This is a genomic window from Paraneptunicella aestuarii (assembly GCF_019900845.1).
Lineage (GTDB): Bacteria > Pseudomonadota > Gammaproteobacteria > Enterobacterales > Alteromonadaceae > Paraneptunicella > Paraneptunicella aestuarii.
On the sequence record NZ_CP074570.1, the window covers coordinates 3,570,627 to 3,588,936 of the forward strand.

The window sequence follows — 18,310 nt, forward strand, 5'->3', positions numbered from 1 at the left end:
CATCTTGGGGCAAAGCCTAATGGCACTTAATACAAAATATCAAGCATTTACTATAAAAAAACGAGGCCAGATTTCTCAACGCCTCGTTTCTTCATGTTTATATTTGTCTGCTGATCCTGAGAACCAACAACCTACTCTTCCCTGTAACTCTCCACACCCGGGCATGAGCAGATCAGGTTGCGGTCGCCATAGACGTCGTCGATACGGTTGACGCTTGGCCAGAACTTGTTGCGAGCGACGGCTTGTACCGGGTAGGCGGCAAGTTGTCTGTCGTAGCTGCGGTTCCATTCGCTGTCGCAGATATCGGCCAGTGTGTGGGGGGCGTTGTGCAGAGGGTTGTCTGTGGCATCCCATTCGCCGCTTTCCACTTTGGCGATTTCGTTGCGAATGCTGATCATGGCTTCGCAGAATCTGTCCAGCTCGGCTTTGCTTTCTGATTCGGTTGGCTCAATCATTAGCGTGCCCGCTACCGGGAAGCTCATGGTTGGCGCGTGGAAACCGTAGTCGTTCAAGCGTTTGGCAACGTCCAGTTCCGTTACGCCACTGGCTTCTTTCAGTGGGCGCAGGTCGATAATACATTCGTGCGCGACTTTGTCGTTACGGCCTTTGTACAACACCGGGTAGTGTCCGGTTAGCTTGGCTGCAATGTAGTTGGCGTTCAAAATGGCCACTTCGGTTGCTTTCTTCAAGCCTTCGCTGCCCATCATGTTGATGTACATATAACTGATTGGCAGAATCGATGCACTGCCCCAAGGTGCAGCAGAAACCGCGCCGTTATTGGCATGTTCACCGCCCATGTTCACTACTTCGTGACCCGGCAGGAAAGGCGCCAAGTGTGATTTCACACCAATTGGGCCCATGCCTGGGCCGCCGCCACCATGAGGAATACAGAAGGTTTTGTGCAGGTTCAAGTGCGATACGTCTGAGCCAATGAAGCCAGGAGCGGTAATGCCCACTTGCGCGTTCATGTTGGCGCCGTCCATATACACCTGACCACCGTACTGATGCACGATGTCGCACACTTCTTTGATGGTTTCTTCGTATACGCCGTGGGTAGACGGGTATGTAACCATGATGCACGACAGGTTGTCGCCCGCTTCTGCGGCTTTCGCGCGCAGGTCATTCAGGTCGATGTTTCCGCGCTTGTCGCAATCCACGACTACCACTTTCAGGCTAACCATGTTGGCAGTAGCCGGGTTTGTACCGTGGGCAGAGCTTGGGATCAAGCAGATATCGCGATGGCTTTCACCACGGCTTGCATGATATTTCTGGATGGTGATCAAGCCCGCGTATTCACCTTGCGCACCTGAGTTAGGTTGCATGGAAACCGCGTCGTAACCAGTGATGTTGATCAACCATTTTTCCAAAGTGTTGATCATGGTGCTGTAGCCTTGCGCCTGCTCAACAGGAGCAAACGGGTGCAGCTTGCCAAATTCAGGCCATGTGACCGGGATCATTTCAGCGGTCGCATTCAATTTCATGGTACAAGAGCCCAATGAAATCATGGAATGGTTAAGTGCTAAGTCTTTGTCTTCCAAGGACTTGATATAACGAAGCATTTCAGTTTCAGACTGATACTTGTTAAACACTTCGTTAGTCAGAATGTCGTTGGTACGGACTAACTCAGCCGGAATAGATTGACTGCCGTTAGCGACAATGGCGCTATCCAGCGCTGCTACATCCAAACCGTGATCGGCACCACAGAAAATCTCGAACAAGTCTTCAATGTGCGCACGCGTGGTGGTTTCATCCAGACTCACGCCCACGGCACCGTCAAGGTCGGCACGTAAATTCACATTTTTCGCCAAGGCGCTGTTCAACACAGCGGCTTTGTCGGCGACTTTTACCGTGATGGTGTCGAACCAGGTGTTGTGCGCTAGCTCAAAGCCTTTTTGCTGTAAGCCCGCGGCCAGAATGTCGGTGAAGCGGTGAATACGTGACGCAATGGTCTTCAAGCCTTCTGGGCCATGATACACAGCGTAGAAAGACGCCATGTTGGCCAACAAAACCTGAGCAGTACAAATGTTGGAGTTGGCTTTTTCACGGCGAATGTGTTGTTCGCGGGTTTGCAAAGCCATACGCAAGGCAGGGCGACCACGAGTGTCTTTAGACACACCGATAATACGACCCGGCAATGAACGCTTGTACTTGTCGCGAGTGGCGAAGAACGCTGCGTGAGGGCCACCATAGCCCATAGGCACACCAAAACGTTGTGCTGAACCAAGAACCACATCTGCACCCAAATCACCCGGAGCCTTCAACAACACCAGGCTCATAATATCAGCCGCAACCGCTACAATGCCGTTGTTCGCTTGAACCGCAGCAATGATGGTGCTGATATTTTGGATTTCACCCGTTGTACCCGGATATTGCAATAAAGCACCAAAGCAGTCGCAATCGCTGGCATTTTCAGCCTTACCCACTGTGACTTCAAAACCGAACATATCTGCGCGGTTTTTCACAACATCAATGGTTTGAGGGTGAACATTGTCGGCAATAAAGTAGCAATTAGAGTGCTTATTTTTAGACATGCGCTTGGCTAGCGTCATGGCTTCTGCCGCTGCCGTTGCTTCGTCTAACAAAGAAGCGGATGCCAATTCAAGACCGGTTAAGTCCAAGGTGACTTGCTGGAAGTTCAATAAAGCTTCCAAACGACCCTGGGCTATTTCAGGCTGATAAGGCGTGTAGGCTGTGTACCAACCTGGGTTTTCCAACACGTTACGCAAAATCACGTTTGGCGTAAATGTGTCGCTGTAACCCATACCAATGTGCGAACGATTGATTTTGTTCGTTGCAGCTACATTTTTCAGGTTGGCTAATGCTTCGGCTTCGGTTTGGCTTTCACCGATGGCCAAACCTTGCTTCAGTCGGATACTTCCGGGGACAGTCTGCTCCATCAAGTCATCCAACGACGAAGCTCCCACCTCGGAAAGCATGGATTGCATTTCGGATTCGCTCGGGCCGATATGACGGCGCACAAAATCCTGTTTTTGCTCTAATTGGGCAAGAGTATGTAATGGTTCAGACATTTCGTTAATTTCTTGGCTCGTTAAAGTATGTATTCAGTGATGCGAATGACAAAAACTGATTCTTAAAGATTAGTCTTCGTCAATGCTTTGCTCGTAGCCTTCTGCGTCAAGCAAAGCTTCTACTTCAGAAGCATCGTCAGCTTTAATGCGGAACATCCAGCCGTCGCCGTAAGGGTCGGTGTTCACCAATTCTGGGGAATCTTCCAAATCTTCGTTAATGGCAACCACTTCACCGCTGATAGGCGCGTAAACGTCAGAGGCTGCTTTTACCGATTCAGCAACGGCGATTTCATCGCCAGCACCGAACTTGGCGCCCACTTCTGGCGCTTCAACGTAAACCATGTCACCAAGCAACTCTTGAGCATGTTCAGTAATACCAACGGTGTAAGTACCGTCACCTTCGTTGCGAACCCATTCATGAGAAGTTGTGTAGCGTAGTTCTGCTGGAATGTTGCTCATAATTATTCCTTAAAATTTTAAGATTGATATTCTGTTAACTGAACGAGCCCAAGCAATATGCTCAGGCTCCCTATTCTTTAAAAATTCGTTTGGGGTAAAACGCTTAAAATACTTGTTTGCCGTTACGGACAAAACCGGGTTTTACCACATTTACTGTAACCCACTTTTTGCGCATTTCCACCTCAACGGTGTCACCTACATTGGCAGGTACACGCGCCATGGCAATACTGTGGCCTAGTGTTGGGGAGAAAGTACCCGATGTAATCACGCCTTCTTCATCGCCCACTTTTACTTTCAAGCCAGTGCGTAGCACGCCTTTTTCGGTCATCACCAAACCAACAAGCTGCTCAGTACCTTCTTCTTTCTGGCGAGTAAGAGCTTCACGACCAACGAAATCGCGGTCTTGCGGTTCCCAGGTAATGGTCCACCCCATATTGGCAGCCAAAGGCGAAATAGTTTCGTCCATGTCCTGACCATACAGGTTCATACCGGCTTCCAGACGCAATGTGTCACGAGCGCCCAAGCCACAAGGTTTAACGCCAGCGCCTAGCAATTTATCCCAGAACGCACCCGCTTCATCGGTGTTAACCATGATTTCGTAACCCGCTTCGCCGGTGTAGCCTGTAGTAGCGATAAACAAATCGCCAGCTTGCACACCAAAGAAAGGACGTAAACCGTCTACCAGTTTGTGCTGCTCTTCATCCAGCAATGTGCCTACTTTTTCGATGGCGTTAGGGCCTTGCACGGCGATCATGGCCAGATCATCACGAACTGTAATGCTAACCTTGTAGCCTTCGGCGATTTTATTTAGCCAGTCGAGATCTTTTTCACGGGTTGCCGAGTTTACAACAAGGCGATAATCCTGTTCTGTGAAGTAATAGACAATCAAGTCGTCAACCACCCCACCACTTTCATTCAACATGCCGCTATATAAGGCTTTGCCCGGCACTCTCAGCTTGGCAACGTCGTTTGCCAACAAGTAACGAAGGTAAGCTTGGGCATCGTCGCCTTTCACATCAACAATGGTCATATGGGAAACGTCGAACATGCCTGCGTCTTGGCGAACCGCATGATGTTCTTCGATTTGAGAACCGTAATGAAGAGGCATATCCCAGCCGTGAAAATCAACCATTTTGGCGTTAGATTCGTGATGTTTAGCGTGCAATACCGTTGTACTAAGCATGTGCTTTCTCAAAGATTAGAAGTGTGTTGGCGCATAATTATAGAGTTGCCGTGAAATCGCCACAAATTGGAAATATTTATGAATACATAAAAAAATACAATATAGATTAGATCCTTTATTGCATTTATTAATACTCGATTATTCTGATGAATAATTGTTATAGATAGATTGAATGGCGGAAAACGCCTTTTTACTTGTCTCTTATGCTCTTCGTTGCGCCTTACTCCGAGGCAATGAAATAACAGTTAAGTTCCAATACAGCTAAATCAAACTACGCTCTAAAAACTACCCTGAAAAATTCATCGGAAACGGGGTTCTTATGAGGAGTTGTTATGAGTAATGATATGACTAACAAGATGACCAAGTTGTACAAGGAAAATCGCGGTTTCCTGTTATTTGTGATCTTAATGAGTGTGTTTAAAAGCGCAGTTGCCGACTGGAATACCGTACCAACGGGTTCCATGAAGCCCACTATTATTGAAGGCGACCGAATCTGGATTAACAAACTGGCATACGATGTTCGCATTCCTTTCACTCATACATCCCTGATGAAATTAGCCGATCCACAACGTGGCGATGTCATTATTTTTGATTCCGAAGTGTCTGATATTCGCCTGGTGAAACGTGTTGTTGGCGTTCCCGGCGACGTCATCGCCCTTGATAACAATGTGCTGTATATCAACGGTGAAAAACTGGATTATGAAACAGCCGATGCAAACAATGTGTATCAGGATAGAAAGGAGAACCTGGCAGGTGTCGAACACTTTATCCGGGTTCACAATAGAGGTTCTCAGTTATCGAGTTTCTCCCCTGTTACGGTTCCCGAAGGTCATTATTTAGCGATGGGTGACAACAGGGATAACAGTTCAGATTCACGCGTGATTGGCTTTGTACCGCGTAAGGAAATTATTGGCAAAACCGAAACCGTGGTGATGTCGTTGAACTACGACAATAACTACTTACCTCGCGCAGAACGTTTTTTTCACACGTTGTAAGTTTAGAATTTCAATTTAGGCGAAATCATCAATATGCCGATGCCCTTCTGCATCGGTATAGTTGTGATCCTGTAGTTTGTCTTCTTCCTTGTCTTGCTCGTTAGCTTCCGCTTCTTCCCTTTTCTTCTTGATGGATTTTTTGTATTTCTCGCGCGCTTCACGCTCTTCAGAATTCAGCTCTTTTTCATCGGCATCAAGCTCGCGCAGGCGCGCTTCTTTGCCCACCTGTTCCACTACATGCTCGTCTTGTATTGGAGGTTCTTTCCCTAAACGGGGTAAAACCGAAAATAATAAATCGCTACTCATAACTATTAAATATAGGGTCTAAAAACCAGATTTCTACCTATTATTGTATCGACTCAAATAAACATTGTTTAATTTTTAATCTAAAAATGATTTAACGCAAAGTTTCAAACGATACCGAAACCACACATTCCCGGCTCAGCATGTCTATACAAGGAAATATTTATTCGTCATATATGAATATTTTCTTACAAATAATGCATAACCATGAAATAGGCGTTGCAATTGCGCCAGACATTGGTTAATGTCGAGGCTCACTCAATGAGAGACAATATTTAAACAAGCAAATGAATACATTAACTCTGAAAGCACTCCGCCATCATCACCATATGCCAGGTTAGCCTTTCAGGTTATTTCTGGAAGGTAATATCCTTCCAGTGGTAGACCAAATTTTGATACCCCCGGAAGGAAACTTCCGGGGGTTTTCGTTTTTAATGGGTTTTAAATCTACATTTAATGCTTGGGTTAAACTAATAAAATACGGTTAAAAGACAGCCAACAGGAACCAACATGAGCGAATCATCAAGACTACGAATTGCAGTGCAAAAATCCGGGCGACTTAGCGAAAAAAGCATTAGTTTGCTAAAAGCTATCGGCATCAAATTAGCGATTCAAGACAGGCTGTTAATGGCTCATTCAACCAATATGCCTATTGACCTGATGCGAGTACGCGACGACGATATTCCCGGCTTGGTGATGGATGGCGTGGTCGATCTCGGGTTCATTGGCGAGAATGAGCTGGAAGAAAAAATGCTTGAACGCCAAGCGGCGGGCAAATGTTATGAATTTACCACCCTGCGCCAACTAGATTACGGCGGTTGCCGCCTTTCTATTGCGGTTCCATCTGAATGGAATTATCAGGATGTTTACAGCCTGAGCGGCAAAACCGTTGCCACCACTTATCCTTACCTGTTGGAGCGTTACTTTAAGGAGCAGAATGTCGACGCCAACGTCGTGATGTTAACGGGCTCTGTTGAAGTTGCTCCTCGCGCCGGCCTTGCCGATGCCATCTGCGATTTGGTTTCCACAGGCGCAACGCTGGAAGCCAACGGCCTGAAAGAACAAGAAGAAATCTTCTATTCCAAGGCCGTGCTTATCCAAAAACCAAAGCCTCTAAGCCCTGAAAAACAACAACTTATCGACAAACTCTTGCCTCGTATTAACGGTGTGCTGCAAGCCAAAGAAAGTAAATACATCATGCTGCACGCTCCTAAAGACAAACTCAATGAAGTGCAAGCATTGCTGCCGGGGGCAGAAACGCCAACGGTATTGCCGCTTGCTGCGGACACAGGCCATGTCGCCATTCACGTTGTTAGCCCGGAAACCCTCTTCTGGGAAACCATGGAGAAACTAAAAGCGTTGGGTTGTTCGTCAATTCTGGTCTTGCCAATCGAAAAAATGATGGGGTAGTAACACATGCAGGTTTGGTCGTCCCTTTCTGTTAGTGAGCAAAAGGCATTATTGCAACGCCCTGCTCAGGCAGATTCCGTTACATTGAGCAAAACCGTCGCTGACATTATTGCTAATGTTGCTCAACAAGGCGATAGCGCATTATTTGAATACAACCGTCAGTTCGACAAGGTTGCGTTGAATTCCCTGACGCTTGCTCAAGACAGTGTTGCCAAGGCCGTTAAACAGATTTCACCTGAACTGAAAAAGGCCATCGACACCGCCTACGACAATATTCGTCGTTTCCATGAGGCACAATTGCCTAATGATATTGAACTGGAAACCAGCGCTGGCGTGCAATGCTCCATGCATTACACGGCGTTAACGGCTGTGGGTTTGTATATTCCCGGCGGTAGCGCTCCCTTGCCATCCACCGTATTAATGCTGGGCGTACCCGCACAAGTCGCCGGTTGTGAACGCAAAGTATTATGCTCACCGCCCAATAGCGAAGGTTCGTTGCATCCCGCTATTTTGTATGCGGCACAACGTTGTGGCATTGATGAAATCTATCTGGTCGGTGGCGCCCAAGCCATTGCAGCTATGGCGTTGGGAACAGAGACCATTGCCAAGGTAGACAAAATCTTTGGCCCAGGTAACAGCTTTGTCACTGAAGCCAAGCAACAAGTCAGTCAAATGCCCAATGGTGCGGCAATTGATATGCCCGCCGGCCCTTCAGAAGTATTAGTTGTCGCTGACGAACACGCACATCCGGCGTTTATTGCCGCAGATATGTTGTCACAAGCTGAACACGGTTCCGATTCTCAAGCCGTATTGGTTTGTAATAGCGAAACGATTATTGAAGAAACCAAACAGGAAGTAGAGGCGCAGCTTCAAACCTTGTCGCGTCAGGATATCGCTCGCCAAGCCATGCAACACGCTCGTTATATTCTGACCGACGATGTGCACCAAGCCATTGAAGTTAGCAACCAGTACGCGCCCGAGCACCTTATTGTACAAACCAGGCATCCTCGTAATTGGCTGTCGAGTATTCAGTATGCCGGGTCAATCTTTTTGGGCGCATGGTCGCCAGAATCTGCCGGCGATTATGCCAGCGGAACCAACCATGTATTGCCCACTTATGGCTATTCCCGTACCTATTCCAGCTTAGGCTTAAATGACTTTTATCGTCGCTTTACCGTGCAGGAATTGTCTTTTGATGGTTTGCAAAATATCGGCAATGCCATTATGGATTTAGCCGATGCGGAAGGCTTAGATGCGCACAAACAAGCCGTGGCTATCCGCTTACAACAAGGAGGCGCTAAATGACACAACAGCCTAATGACAACGATTTCATCAATGAGTTAAGCGCCGTACATGTACGCGACTTACAGCCCTATGAATCTGCGCGTCGTTTATTTTCCGGCGGTCAATACTGGCTTAATGCCAACGAATCGCCGTTTGCCAACGAATATCAAATAGACAGTGATCATTTCAATCGTTACCCCGATTGCCAGCCGCCCAAAGTGATTTCAGCCTACGCCAAATACGCAGGCGTGGATGCCAAATCGGTATTGGTTAGCCGTGGAGCCGATGAAGGTATTGAGTTACTCGTGCGCGCTTTTTGTAATTCAGGAACGGACAGCATTCTGATTTGCCCGCCTACTTACGGTATGTACGCCATCAGCGCCAATACCTTTAATGTGCAGGTACAAAAAGCACCATTGCTGGATGACTTCTCACTGGACTTAGAAGCCTTAACCGCTGTGGCAAATAGCGAGAAGCCGCCAAAACTGGTGTTTGTTTGCTCCCCAAACAACCCAACGGGCAACCGTGTTGCGCAAAGCCAATTGCAACAGGTATTGGCGTTGTTCGCCGGTAAATCGCTGGTGGTGGTGGACGAAGCCTATATTGAGTTTGATATTGAGCACAGCTGGGCATCGCAAATTCAAGAATACAATCATCTTGTGGTACTGCGCACTTTGTCGAAAGCTTTTGCGCTGGCAGGTATCCGTTGCGGTTTTTTGCTTGCTCAACCCGAAATTATTCACGTATTGCTGAAGGTGATTGCCCCCTACCCGGTTTCAGACCCCGTTGCGCAAATCGCCGCGCAAGCCTTATCCGAAGAGGGCGTTCAGCGTATGAAAAATCAGGTAAGCCAATTGCAAGAACAGCAAGAAGTCCTATTAAAGCAATGTCAGCAGTTTCCGGGTTGGCAATGGTTAGGCGACAAATGCGCTAATTTCTTGCTATTCCGTGTGCCAGAAAAACAAGCTGTGATGGATTATCTGGTGGCTAATGGCGTGCTCATTCGCGATCAATCCAAACAAGTGAACCTGCAAGGCTGCTTGCGTATCAGTATTGGTAATGAAGCGGAAAATGCGCATTTGTTATCCCTGATTCAACAATTTTATGCCCGTTAAGTTCGATGCAGAGCCTCTGCCTCTAATAGAAAAAAGATAGAGAAAACACATGACAAATGCTCAACCCAAACCCATTTTGTTTATCGACCGTGACGGCACGCTGGTAGAAGAACCGCCAATAGATAAACAACTGGATACACTGGAAAAACTGGTCTTTGAACCTATGGTGATCCCGGTACTGACTCGCTTACAACAAGCCGGATTCCAACTGGTGATGGTGTCGAATCAGGACGGCCTTGGCACTGACAGCTTTCCTCAAGCTGATTTTGACCTGCCCCACGACAAGATGATGCATATCTTTAACAGCCAGGGCGTAACTTTTGATGATGTTCTGATTTGCCCTCATTTCCCGGAAGACAACTGTAGTTGCCGCAAACCCAAGCTGGGATTGGTAAAAGATTACCTGCAACAAGGCAAAGTCGACTTCACCCGCTCGTTTGTGATTGGCGATAGAGAAACCGACATTCAGCTAGCTGAAAATATGGGTATCACAGGCATTCGCTACGATCGCACCAACAACAACTGGCTGGCGATTGAAGAGTCATTGAAAGAAGGTCAACGCGCAGCAACCGTTGTGCGTAAAACCTCGGAAACCGATATCACGGTAACGGTAGAGCTGGATCGTAGCGCTAAAGCCGACATTGCAACCGGGTTGGGTTTCTTTGACCATATGCTGGATCAAATTGCCACCCACGGCGGCTTCTATATGAATGTTCAGGTCACTGGCGATTTGCACATCGACGATCACCACTCAGTGGAAGATACCGCTCTTGCCTTGGGCGAAGCATTGCGCAAAGCCTTGGGCAATAAACGCGGTATTGGTCGTTTTGGTTTTGCCTTGCCTATGGATGAATGTCGCGCCGAATGTATTCTGGATATTTCCGCCCGTCCTTATCTGAAATTCGATGCAGAATTTACTCAGGAACGTGTCGGTGAAATGTCCACCCAAATGGTGTCACACTTCTTCCGCTCCTTGTCTGACAGCATGGGCATATCGCTGCACTTGAGCACCACCGAAGGCAACGCTCACCATCAGGTAGAAAGCCTGTTTAAAGTGTTTGGGCGTGCATTACGCCAAGCCATCACCAAGCAAGGCGATGAACTTCCCAGCAGCAAGGGAGCACTGTAAACATGAGCGTGAATAAAATCACGGGAACTAAGCAAGTTGTGATGATCGACACATCCTGCGCCAACGTGTCATCACTGAAATTTGCCATAGAACGCTTGGGCTATGAAGTGCTGGTGAGTGCCGACATTAGCGTTATCAACTCCGCGGAAAAAGTGCTATTGCCCGGAGTTGGTTCCGCCGCCGCTGCCATGCAACAGATTCAGCAAAAAGGCTTGTTAGACTGTATTCGAGGGTTAACACAGCCAGTTTTAGGCATTTGCCTGGGAATGCAGTTACTCACCAATCGCTCAGAAGAAGCCAACGCCACGGCGGATTACATTGAATGCCTGGGCTTGGTCGATACCGAAGTGAATGCCATGAAATCCGACACCTTACGCTTGCCCCATATGGGTTGGAATCAGGTCAAGGTAGAACGCGATACGCCGCTTTTTCATGGTATCGACGACAACAGCTATTTCTATTTTGTGCATGGCTACTGCGTACCAAAAGGCGAACACACATTGGCTTCATGCGATTACACCAAGCCTTTTTCGGCAGCCATTCAAAATGGCAATTTCATGGGCGTGCAATTTCATCCGGAACGCTCTAGCGAAGCCGGAGCCCAATTACTCAGAAACTTTGTTGAACTGGTATAACACAGGATTAAAAGCATGATTATTCCCGCAATAGATTTAATCGACGGAAAAGTCGTCCGTTTATATCAGGGCGACTATGAACAAAAAACCCAGTATGCGCTTAACCCTGTGGATGTAGTGAAAGACTACGCTGCTCAAGGTGCGCAGTGGTTACACATTGTCGATTTAACCGGAGCGAAAGACACGTCCAAGCGCCAATTATTGTTAATTGAAAGCATGGTCAGAACCGGGCTGATGCAATTTCAGGCCGGAGGCGGTATTCGTAACGAAGACGACGTAAAACAGCTTTTGAAGATTGGCGTTAAACGTGTGGTCATCGGCTCGTTAGCGGTGAAGCAACCTGAACTGGTAAAAGGCTGGTTTGAAAAGTACGGTGCCGATTCCATCGTGTTAGCGCTGGATGTGAACATTGACGCTTCCGGCAATAAAATGATTGCCACCCATGGCTGGCAAGAAGATTCAGGCGTGTCATTAGAAGCCTTATTGAACGATTTTCTTAGTGTCGGAGCCAAGCATGTTTTATGTACCGACATCAGCAAAGACGGTACGTTGCAGGGAGCCAACACCTCGTTATATCAAGAGATGTGCGCTCAGTTTCCCACAGTTAGCTGGCAGGCATCGGGCGGCATCGGCAGCCTTGATGACATCGCAGCGCTTAAGCCCTGCAATGTGGGTGGCGTAATTTTGGGACGCGCCTTATTGGAAGGCAAATTCACAGTGAAAGACGCCATTGAATGCTGGCAGCAGCAGGATCAGGGAGAACGATAAATGTTAGCAAAACGCATTATTCCTTGCCTGGATGTTCGCGATGGCAAAGTGGTTAAGGGCGTGCAATTCCGCAACCACGAAATCATTGGTGATATCGTGCCACTTGCCGAGCAGTACGCGAAAGCCGGAGCCGATGAGCTGGTGTTTTACGATATTACCGCTTCCAGCGATCAACGCGTTGTGGATAAAAGCTGGGTAAGCCGTATTGCTCAGGTGATCGACATTCCCTTTTGTGTTGCTGGTGGTATTAAGTCCGTCGAAGACGCGCGTATTATTCTGGAAATGGGTGCGGACAAGATTTCCGTCAATTCACCCGCCCTTGCCAACCCTGACTTGATTAACCAGTTGCATGACCGTTTTGGTCAGCAATGCGTGGTGATCGGTATCGACAGCTACTTCAATGCTGACACCGGAAAGTATGAAGTTTATCAATTCACGGGCGATGAAAAGCGCACCCAGCAAACAGGCTGGGAAACCGCGGATTGGGTGAAAGAAGTGCAATCCCGAGGTGCGGGCGAAATCGTACTGAATTGCATGAATCAGGATGGCGTGCGCAAAGGCTATGACATTGAACAATTGCGCTTGATCCGCTCTAACTGCCGTGTGCCGTTAATTGCTTCTGGCGGTGCAGGTGAAATGCAACACTTTGCCGATGTACTTTCACCTATGAGCGAGGGTGGAGCTGATGTCGACGGTGCATTAGCGGCATCGGTATTCCACAAAGGCATTATCGCCATTCCTGAACTGAAAACCTTTTTACGCCAACAACAGATTGAAATCAGACCATGATTATTACTAAAGAAAACCTGTCGCAACTGGCTTGGGACAAAGTCGACAACCTCATTCCCTGCATAGTGCAGGACATTCACACCGGGGTTGTTCAAATGCTGGGCTATATGAACCAGGAGGCGCTGGAACAAACACTGGATTCAGGCAAAGTCACCTTTTTCAGCCGCACCAAACAACGTTTATGGATGAAAGGTGAAAGCAGCAACAATACCCTCGATTTACATCAAATCAGTACCGACTGCGATAAAGACACCTTACTGGCATTAGTCACGCCCAATGGCCCAACCTGCCACCTGGGAACAAACAGTTGCTGGAATGATGAAGGCGATCCTGAGCTAGCCTTTTTAGGCAAGTTGAATCGCTTATTGGGTGAACGTAAAAATGCCGATCCTGAGAGCAGCTATACCGCAAAACTCTACGCCAAAGGCATAAAACGCATCGCGCAGAAAGTGGGTGAGGAAGGCGTTGAAACGGCACTAGCTGCCACGGTTCACGACAAGGAAGAACTCAAGAATGAATCTGCGGATTTGCTTTATCACTTGTTAGTGTTGCTACACGCCAGCGACGTGAAATTTGAAGATGTGATTGGGTTGCTAAAAGAAAGACACAAGTAGCCCTGAAAGCTTTTTCCAAGCTATGATCAAAAAAAACCGCGATAGTCAAAGACTATCGCGGCTGACAATATAGATTGTTAACAATTCATAAATTCAAATGGTTAACAGGAACTAACAACACAACGAGAAATTCAAATCAGGGAGATTTGATGGTTGTAATTTACTCCATAGTTATTTCTAAATTATGACACTCACAAATTTTTTATAGCATCTACTTATAAAAAATAATGAGAGTCATATTTCTACCTCGATTCCCCTTTTCATCAATAATGTCCTAAACACTTCTATTTTTTAGAAGTATTTAGACAAATTAACGCGATTTTAATTTCATTCGTTCGATGTATCATTAAGCCTCGTCAGCATCCCCAAAGCAGTATGAAGTAAGGTAGTTTGAAGTATGGTGGAATATGATTAAAAACAGTGCATATAGTTACGGTTGGATTTCTATCATCTTGCACTGGGTATCAGCATTAACAATTGTCAGCTTATTTGCGCTTGGCTTATGGATGGATGGCCTGGATTATTACAGTGAGTGGTATCAAACCGCCCCTCACTGGCATAAAAGTACAGGTATTTTACTTGCAGGATTAACGCTATTTCGTATGTTGTGGATATTTTCAGGAAAGCGTCCTAATCCTCACGGCAGCCCATTATTGAGCAAAATTGCAAGACTAACCCATATTGCTCTATACCTCATTCTGTTCGCCATATTTATATCTGGCTACCTTATTTCCACAGCGGACAACCGTGATATTGAGGTATTCAATTGGTTTAGTGTCCCAAGCTTTGGCAGTTGGTTTGACAATCAGGAAGATGTCGCTGGTGAAGTACACGAATTACTCGCTTTTGGGCTTATTGGATTAGCAATATTTCATGCAGCAGCAGCGCTAAAACACCATTTTCTGGATCGAGACAATACGCTCACCAGAATGCTCAAGCCCAAAAGTAACAAACCCGGTTTTAAATAATTTATGACAAACAATTTTTAGGATTTTTATGAAAAAAATATTAACCCTCACAACCCTTTTAAGCCTATCGACATTGTTTAGCAGCACAACACAAGCTGCTGACTATATTATTGATACCCAGGGTGCTCACGCCTTTGTGAATTTTAAAATCAGCCACCTTGGCTTTTCCTGGGTTACAGGACGTTTCAACACTTTTGATGGTACTTTTAGTTATGATGCAGAAAAACCAAACGAAGCCAGCATCGTAGTGAACCTCGACACCACCAGCTTCGATTCGAATCATGCACTACGCGACAAGCATATTAAAGACGCAAAGTACTTAAATGTTGAAAAATACCCAACTGCGAAGTTTCAAAGTACCAGCATCACCGACAAAGGTAACGGTAAGCTGGCCGTTAAAGGTAATTTGACCCTGCACGGTGTTACCAAAGAAATCATGATTGATGCTGAGAAAATTGGTGAAGGCAAAGACCCTTGGGGCGGCTATCGTGCAGGTTTTTCCGGCACAACCAGCATAAAACTCAGTGACTACGGCATTAAACAGCCGGGTCCAGACTCAACGCATGCGGAACTGGAACTTCATGTAGAAGGCATCCGCAAATAAGGCTCATGCCTAAACACAGTTACTCGTAGCAATAGCTTGTCATCGTTCCTAAAAGCAGAAACAAGCGACTCTTCTCGCACCATCCTCGTGGTGCGAGTTTTTTCCTACTCCCCCGCCCCGCAATCCCTTCTTTCACCTGAGTTAATTTAAACATAGGCAACCGTGGTTATAGACAATTCCACCGAGTAAAAGCATCTCTACTCCTTCAGATTAAATAGCTCCCGATCATGGGGAATTGAAGAGGTATTAGATATGTTTGACTTAGATATTGGAAAGCGACTGGATAAAATCAAAGACGCAACCAAAGGTTTTAACTTCAAGGATCGTCCCGACCTGAAAAAACTTGTTTTGGATAGAAACAAGCAAATTCTTGATGGTATCAGACAGTCCAAAGGCGATAGAGCCATTCTGTCGGAAGACTCCTACGATGTGGAAGGCTTGCTCAACTGCAACTCACTCGCACTCTATAGCTCGGTAAAGCTCACTTTGGCTTACAACCATAGTTTAAAAATCATCAACTTTGATGGTAACGCTTATGGTTTAGGCTTGGGTAAGTTTGTAGCTGGCGCAGTTGGCATTTTCAATTATCCGATTGATGATCTTGCCGGTAAATGCAGCTTTAACATCGTCGGCGGCGGTGAGGATATTGGCGGATTTGAGCTTACTTTCTGGAATGACGATACCTATATGGGATTCATTATTGCAGCAGGTATAGCTGAAGGCGCAGTAGCAATGGCAGGTTCTGGAAGCTGGTCGGTATAACGACGTCGAGTCACAATAATTGGTTTAAAGAGCACCAATTCGTGCTCTTTAATCCATAAAAACATTCACCCTTTTGGACTGCTGATCATCCGCACAACGGCTGTCGCGATACGACGAGGCGTAAATCGGATAGACTGCGCCATTAGCCAGTTCATTGCGCCATGAATCGCCACACGCTTTCCTTTCATCATGGCGTTAAAGCCATACTCTGCTACTTGTTCCGAAGTAGGCATCGGCAGCATTTTAACAAGACCCGATTTATTCATCTCAGCCGCATCCTGAAAGCCAGAGGCGGTAGGGCCTGGACACAAAGCAGTAACCGTCACGCCCGTTCCCTGTAGTTCGTTAGCAATCGCTTCCGAGAAAGACAACACGTAAGCTTTCGTCGCATAGTACACCGACATATAAGGCCCTGGCATAAAAGATGCCGTAGAAGCGACATTCAGTATTTTGCCATTGCCACGGGCTTTCATCGCAGGTAGCAAACGGTGTGTTAACTCGGTCAAAGCCACCATGTTCAGCATCATCATCTGCTTTTGTTTCGCCAAATCGGAATCAACAAAAAAGCCAAAGTCACCAAAACCGGCATTGTTGATCAGGTAGTCAACCTGGCAATTAAGCTTGTCCAGCTCATCCACCAGCTTTTGTACGCCGTCAACAGCCGATAAATCACTCGTTATCACATGACATTGCACACCATACTGACTGACTAATCGCTCCGATAGTGCTTGTAGCTTATCTTCTGAACGAGCGGTCAGTACCAGATCTATTTTGTGTTTAGCGCACTGTTCCGCTAAACATTCGCCGATACCACTGCTCGCCCCTGTGATTAATGCTGTTGTCATGATGGATTCTCTTTGAAAGTTGGAAGCCAATAGTAAGCAATTAATGCCTGTGAAACCATCTCAAAAAGCATCTTCAATAAACCACCACAAAAAAAATAAAACATTTTTGTTTTACATTTTTTTTGTTTTAAACTAAATTTATTTTAAACTAAGCCTGTTTTAAACCGTGCCTGTTTTAAAAATTCACTAATGACGAAACAAATATAAGGAAGTAGTAACTCATGATCCAAACACAGAGAATAAGAATTTCAATAGGAAGCCCGGCAGAAGGAAATAACTTCTACGGTAGAGAGCAAGAACAAACGGAAATATGGGAAAAAACCGGAGCCGACAACTTGCTAATGCTGGCACCAAGGCGAATCGGAAAAACGTCGTTATTAAAACGACTGCGCGACACGGCTCATGCCCAGAATGCTTCGGTGTACTATTGCAGTTTTGCAGATTGCATAGAGGAAGAAGCTTGCATTGATCACTTATATCGCACCTTGAATCTGCCAAATTGGAAAAAGCATGTTCAACGTTTCAGCAGCACACTAAAACAAATTACCAAAGTGAACACCAATGGCATCGAGCTTGGCAGCGGTCAAAAGAAAGATTGGCAAGCGACAGCGCAACACTTTTCAGCTCAGGTAGACAATCTGGATAACGGCGGCAAGCGCATTATTGTTTGTGTCGATGAGCTTCCTATTTTCATTCTGGCATTACTTAAACAAGAAAATGGCAAAGAAAGGGTTAGGCACTTTTTGAACTGGTTTCGTTCTCTTCGCCAGGCTTATAACCATAAAATCAAATGGATTTTAGCGGGCTCCATTGGCCTGGATACCATCACCGCCAGGCACAATATGGGAGACACCATCAATGATCTGGTTTCCTTTCCGTTAGGCGAATTTCCCGAGCATATCGCCAGCGAATTTGTGAAGGCATTGCTCACCAGTTACAACAAAGTCATCTCCGATGAGGTTAACCAATACCTCCTGTCAAAAATAGGTTGGAAAATCCCCTACTACTTACAGTTATTGGTTGAACACATCAAAAAACTGAACACCTCTGGAGCGGTGACTATTGAAGATGTTAATCAGGCATTTGTCGAGTTACTCAAACCCGCGAACCGAAATTATTTTGATTACTGGCATCAGCGTTTAAATGAACAATTAGGGCCACCAGACAATCAACACGCCGTACTCCTGCTAAATCACATTAGCCGATCAGCAAACGGCGTACAAAAAGCCACACTAAAACAGGCTCTGGAACACAAAACAGGTAAGCTGACACAGGAAGACAATTTACTCCGATACCTGCTGGATATGCTGGAAAACGACGGTTACATCATAGAAAGCAATGGTCGTTATCAGTTCAGGTTGTCATTGCTGGGTGAATATTGGAAAAACCGCTACGCCCAAGAGTAAAAGATGAGTGCA

The 18,310-nt window shown here is 46.4% G+C and carries 18 protein-coding genes and 1 other annotated feature; of the genes, 13 read left to right on the top strand and 5 right to left on the bottom strand.

All coding sequences use genetic code 11. The features are described from left to right. Positions 1-131 precede the first annotated feature (131 nt). The 3 genes from gcvP to gcvT form a co-directional block, all read right to left on the bottom strand. The gene (gene gcvP / locus KIH87_RS13550; protein ID WP_232358399.1) at positions 132-3,029 is read right to left on the bottom strand and encodes an aminomethyl-transferring glycine dehydrogenase; all 2,898 of its coding nucleotides are present in this window, start codon (positions 3,027-3,029) and stop codon (positions 132-134) included. Between the two features lie 69 nt (positions 3,030-3,098). Further along, positions 3,099-3,488: a glycine cleavage system protein GcvH gene (gcvH, locus tag KIH87_RS13555; RefSeq protein ID WP_232358400.1), complete on the bottom strand. Its 390-nt coding sequence runs from the start codon at positions 3,486-3,488 to the stop codon at positions 3,099-3,101. A 103-nt stretch (positions 3,489-3,591) separates the two neighbouring features. Next, positions 3,592-4,671, bottom strand: a complete 1,080-nt coding sequence (gene gcvT / locus KIH87_RS13560; protein ID WP_232358401.1) for a glycine cleavage system aminomethyltransferase GcvT — start codon at positions 4,669-4,671, stop codon at positions 3,592-3,594. A 332-nt stretch (positions 4,672-5,003) separates the two neighbouring features. Here gcvT and lepB point away from each other — a divergent pair, with 332 nt between their 5' ends. Beyond that, positions 5,004-5,666, top strand: a complete 663-nt coding sequence (gene lepB, locus KIH87_RS13565) for a signal peptidase I (protein WP_408635748.1) — start codon at positions 5,004-5,006, stop codon at positions 5,664-5,666. A 15-nt stretch (positions 5,667-5,681) separates the two neighbouring features. On the opposite strand, the gene KIH87_RS13570 is transcribed toward lepB, so the two are convergent. Then, positions 5,682-5,972, bottom strand: a complete 291-nt coding sequence (locus tag KIH87_RS13570) for a hypothetical protein (RefSeq protein WP_232358402.1) — start codon at positions 5,970-5,972, stop codon at positions 5,682-5,684. Positions 5,973-6,288: 316 nt separating this feature from the next. Continuing rightward, positions 6,289-6,400, top strand: a sequence feature (His leader region). Positions 6,401-6,479: 79 nt separating this feature from the next. Between KIH87_RS13570 and hisG the strand changes: the two genes are divergently transcribed. The 11 genes from hisG (at position 6,480) to KIH87_RS13625 (ending at position 16,047) form a co-directional block, all read left to right on the top strand. Next, the gene (gene hisG / locus KIH87_RS13575; RefSeq protein WP_232358403.1) at positions 6,480-7,379 is read left to right on the top strand and encodes an ATP phosphoribosyltransferase; all 900 of its coding nucleotides are present in this window, start codon (positions 6,480-6,482) and stop codon (positions 7,377-7,379) included. A 6-nt stretch (positions 7,380-7,385) separates the two neighbouring features. Further along, the gene (hisD, locus tag KIH87_RS13580) at positions 7,386-8,684 is read left to right on the top strand and encodes a histidinol dehydrogenase (RefSeq protein WP_232358404.1); all 1,299 of its coding nucleotides are present in this window, start codon (positions 7,386-7,388) and stop codon (positions 8,682-8,684) included. Next, positions 8,681-9,778: a histidinol-phosphate transaminase gene (gene hisC, locus KIH87_RS13585; protein ID WP_232358405.1), complete on the top strand. Its 1,098-nt coding sequence runs from the start codon at positions 8,681-8,683 to the stop codon at positions 9,776-9,778. Before hisD ends, hisC begins: the two co-directional genes overlap by 4 nt. A 49-nt stretch (positions 9,779-9,827) precedes the next feature. Further along, complete coding sequence (gene hisB, locus KIH87_RS13590) at positions 9,828-10,907, top strand: bifunctional histidinol-phosphatase/imidazoleglycerol-phosphate dehydratase HisB (RefSeq protein ID WP_232358406.1); 1,080 nt, start codon at positions 9,828-9,830, stop codon at positions 10,905-10,907. 2 nt (positions 10,908-10,909) lie between these two features. Further along, positions 10,910-11,542 (top strand): imidazole glycerol phosphate synthase subunit HisH, encoded by a 633-nt coding sequence (gene hisH / locus KIH87_RS13595; RefSeq protein ID WP_232358407.1) that lies wholly within the window; start codon positions 10,910-10,912, stop codon positions 11,540-11,542. Between the two features lie 15 nt (positions 11,543-11,557). Beyond that, entirely contained in the window at positions 11,558-12,310 is a 753-nt protein-coding gene (gene hisA / locus KIH87_RS13600) for a 1-(5-phosphoribosyl)-5-[(5-phosphoribosylamino)methylideneamino]imidazole-4-carboxamide isomerase (protein WP_232358408.1), read from the top strand. Then, positions 12,311-13,099: an imidazole glycerol phosphate synthase subunit HisF gene (gene hisF, locus KIH87_RS13605; protein ID WP_232358409.1), complete on the top strand. Its 789-nt coding sequence runs from the start codon at positions 12,311-12,313 to the stop codon at positions 13,097-13,099. It begins immediately after the preceding gene. Continuing rightward, complete coding sequence (hisIE, locus tag KIH87_RS13610; protein ID WP_232358410.1) at positions 13,096-13,713, top strand: bifunctional phosphoribosyl-AMP cyclohydrolase/phosphoribosyl-ATP diphosphatase HisIE; 618 nt, start codon at positions 13,096-13,098, stop codon at positions 13,711-13,713. Before hisF ends, hisIE begins: the two co-directional genes overlap by 4 nt. Before the next feature lie 407 nt (positions 13,714-14,120). Next, a complete protein-coding gene (locus KIH87_RS13615; protein WP_232358411.1) occupies positions 14,121-14,681 on the top strand; it encodes a cytochrome b in 561 nt (186 codons plus the stop codon). Positions 14,682-14,709: 28 nt separating this feature from the next. Beyond that, complete coding sequence (locus tag KIH87_RS13620; protein WP_232358412.1) at positions 14,710-15,285, top strand: YceI family protein; 576 nt, start codon at positions 14,710-14,712, stop codon at positions 15,283-15,285. A gap of 252 nt (positions 15,286-15,537) precedes the next feature. Continuing rightward, positions 15,538-16,047, top strand: coding sequence for a hypothetical protein (locus tag KIH87_RS13625; protein ID WP_232358413.1), 510 nt, complete (start codon positions 15,538-15,540; stop codon positions 16,045-16,047). Positions 16,048-16,112: 65 nt separating this feature from the next. On the opposite strand, the gene KIH87_RS13630 is transcribed toward KIH87_RS13625, so the two are convergent. Further along, positions 16,113-16,892, bottom strand: a complete 780-nt coding sequence (locus KIH87_RS13630) for an SDR family NAD(P)-dependent oxidoreductase (RefSeq protein WP_232358414.1) — start codon at positions 16,890-16,892, stop codon at positions 16,113-16,115. Positions 16,893-17,113: 221 nt separating this feature from the next. On the opposite strand from KIH87_RS13630, the gene KIH87_RS13635 reads away from it, so the two are divergent. Continuing rightward, positions 17,114-18,298 (top strand): AAA family ATPase, encoded by a 1,185-nt coding sequence (locus tag KIH87_RS13635; protein WP_232358415.1) that lies wholly within the window; start codon positions 17,114-17,116, stop codon positions 18,296-18,298. The last annotated feature ends 12 nt before the right edge of the window (positions 18,299-18,310 follow it).

Excerpts from the sequence above, each read along its gene's own strand:
- gcvP (WP_232358399.1), bottom strand. The coding sequence starts at position 3,029 with ATGTCTGAACCATTACATACTCTTGCCCAATTAGAGCAAAAACAGGAT.
- gcvH (WP_232358400.1), bottom strand. The coding sequence starts at position 3,488 with ATGAGCAACATTCCAGCAGAACTACGCTACACAACTTCTCATGAATGG.
- gcvT (WP_232358401.1), bottom strand. The coding sequence starts at position 4,671 with ATGCTTAGTACAACGGTATTGCACGCTAAACATCACGAATCTAACGCC.
- lepB (WP_408635748.1), top strand. The coding sequence starts at position 5,004 with ATGAGTAATGATATGACTAACAAGATGACCAAGTTGTACAAGGAAAAT.
- KIH87_RS13570 (WP_232358402.1), bottom strand. The coding sequence starts at position 5,972 with ATGAGTAGCGATTTATTATTTTCGGTTTTACCCCGTTTAGGGAAAGAA.
- hisG (WP_232358403.1), top strand. The coding sequence starts at position 6,480 with ATGAGCGAATCATCAAGACTACGAATTGCAGTGCAAAAATCCGGGCGA.
- hisD (WP_232358404.1), top strand. The coding sequence starts at position 7,386 with ATGCAGGTTTGGTCGTCCCTTTCTGTTAGTGAGCAAAAGGCATTATTG.
- hisC (WP_232358405.1), top strand. The coding sequence starts at position 8,681 with ATGACACAACAGCCTAATGACAACGATTTCATCAATGAGTTAAGCGCC.
- hisB (WP_232358406.1), top strand. The coding sequence starts at position 9,828 with ATGACAAATGCTCAACCCAAACCCATTTTGTTTATCGACCGTGACGGC.
- hisH (WP_232358407.1), top strand. The coding sequence starts at position 10,910 with ATGAGCGTGAATAAAATCACGGGAACTAAGCAAGTTGTGATGATCGAC.
- hisA (WP_232358408.1), top strand. The coding sequence starts at position 11,558 with ATGATTATTCCCGCAATAGATTTAATCGACGGAAAAGTCGTCCGTTTA.
- hisF (WP_232358409.1), top strand. The coding sequence starts at position 12,311 with ATGTTAGCAAAACGCATTATTCCTTGCCTGGATGTTCGCGATGGCAAA.
- hisIE (WP_232358410.1), top strand. The coding sequence starts at position 13,096 with ATGATTATTACTAAAGAAAACCTGTCGCAACTGGCTTGGGACAAAGTC.
- KIH87_RS13615 (WP_232358411.1), top strand. The coding sequence starts at position 14,121 with ATGATTAAAAACAGTGCATATAGTTACGGTTGGATTTCTATCATCTTG.
- KIH87_RS13620 (WP_232358412.1), top strand. The coding sequence starts at position 14,710 with ATGAAAAAAATATTAACCCTCACAACCCTTTTAAGCCTATCGACATTG.
- KIH87_RS13625 (WP_232358413.1), top strand. The coding sequence starts at position 15,538 with ATGTTTGACTTAGATATTGGAAAGCGACTGGATAAAATCAAAGACGCA.
- KIH87_RS13630 (WP_232358414.1), bottom strand. The coding sequence starts at position 16,892 with ATGACAACAGCATTAATCACAGGGGCGAGCAGTGGTATCGGCGAATGT.
- KIH87_RS13635 (WP_232358415.1), top strand. The coding sequence starts at position 17,114 with ATGATCCAAACACAGAGAATAAGAATTTCAATAGGAAGCCCGGCAGAA.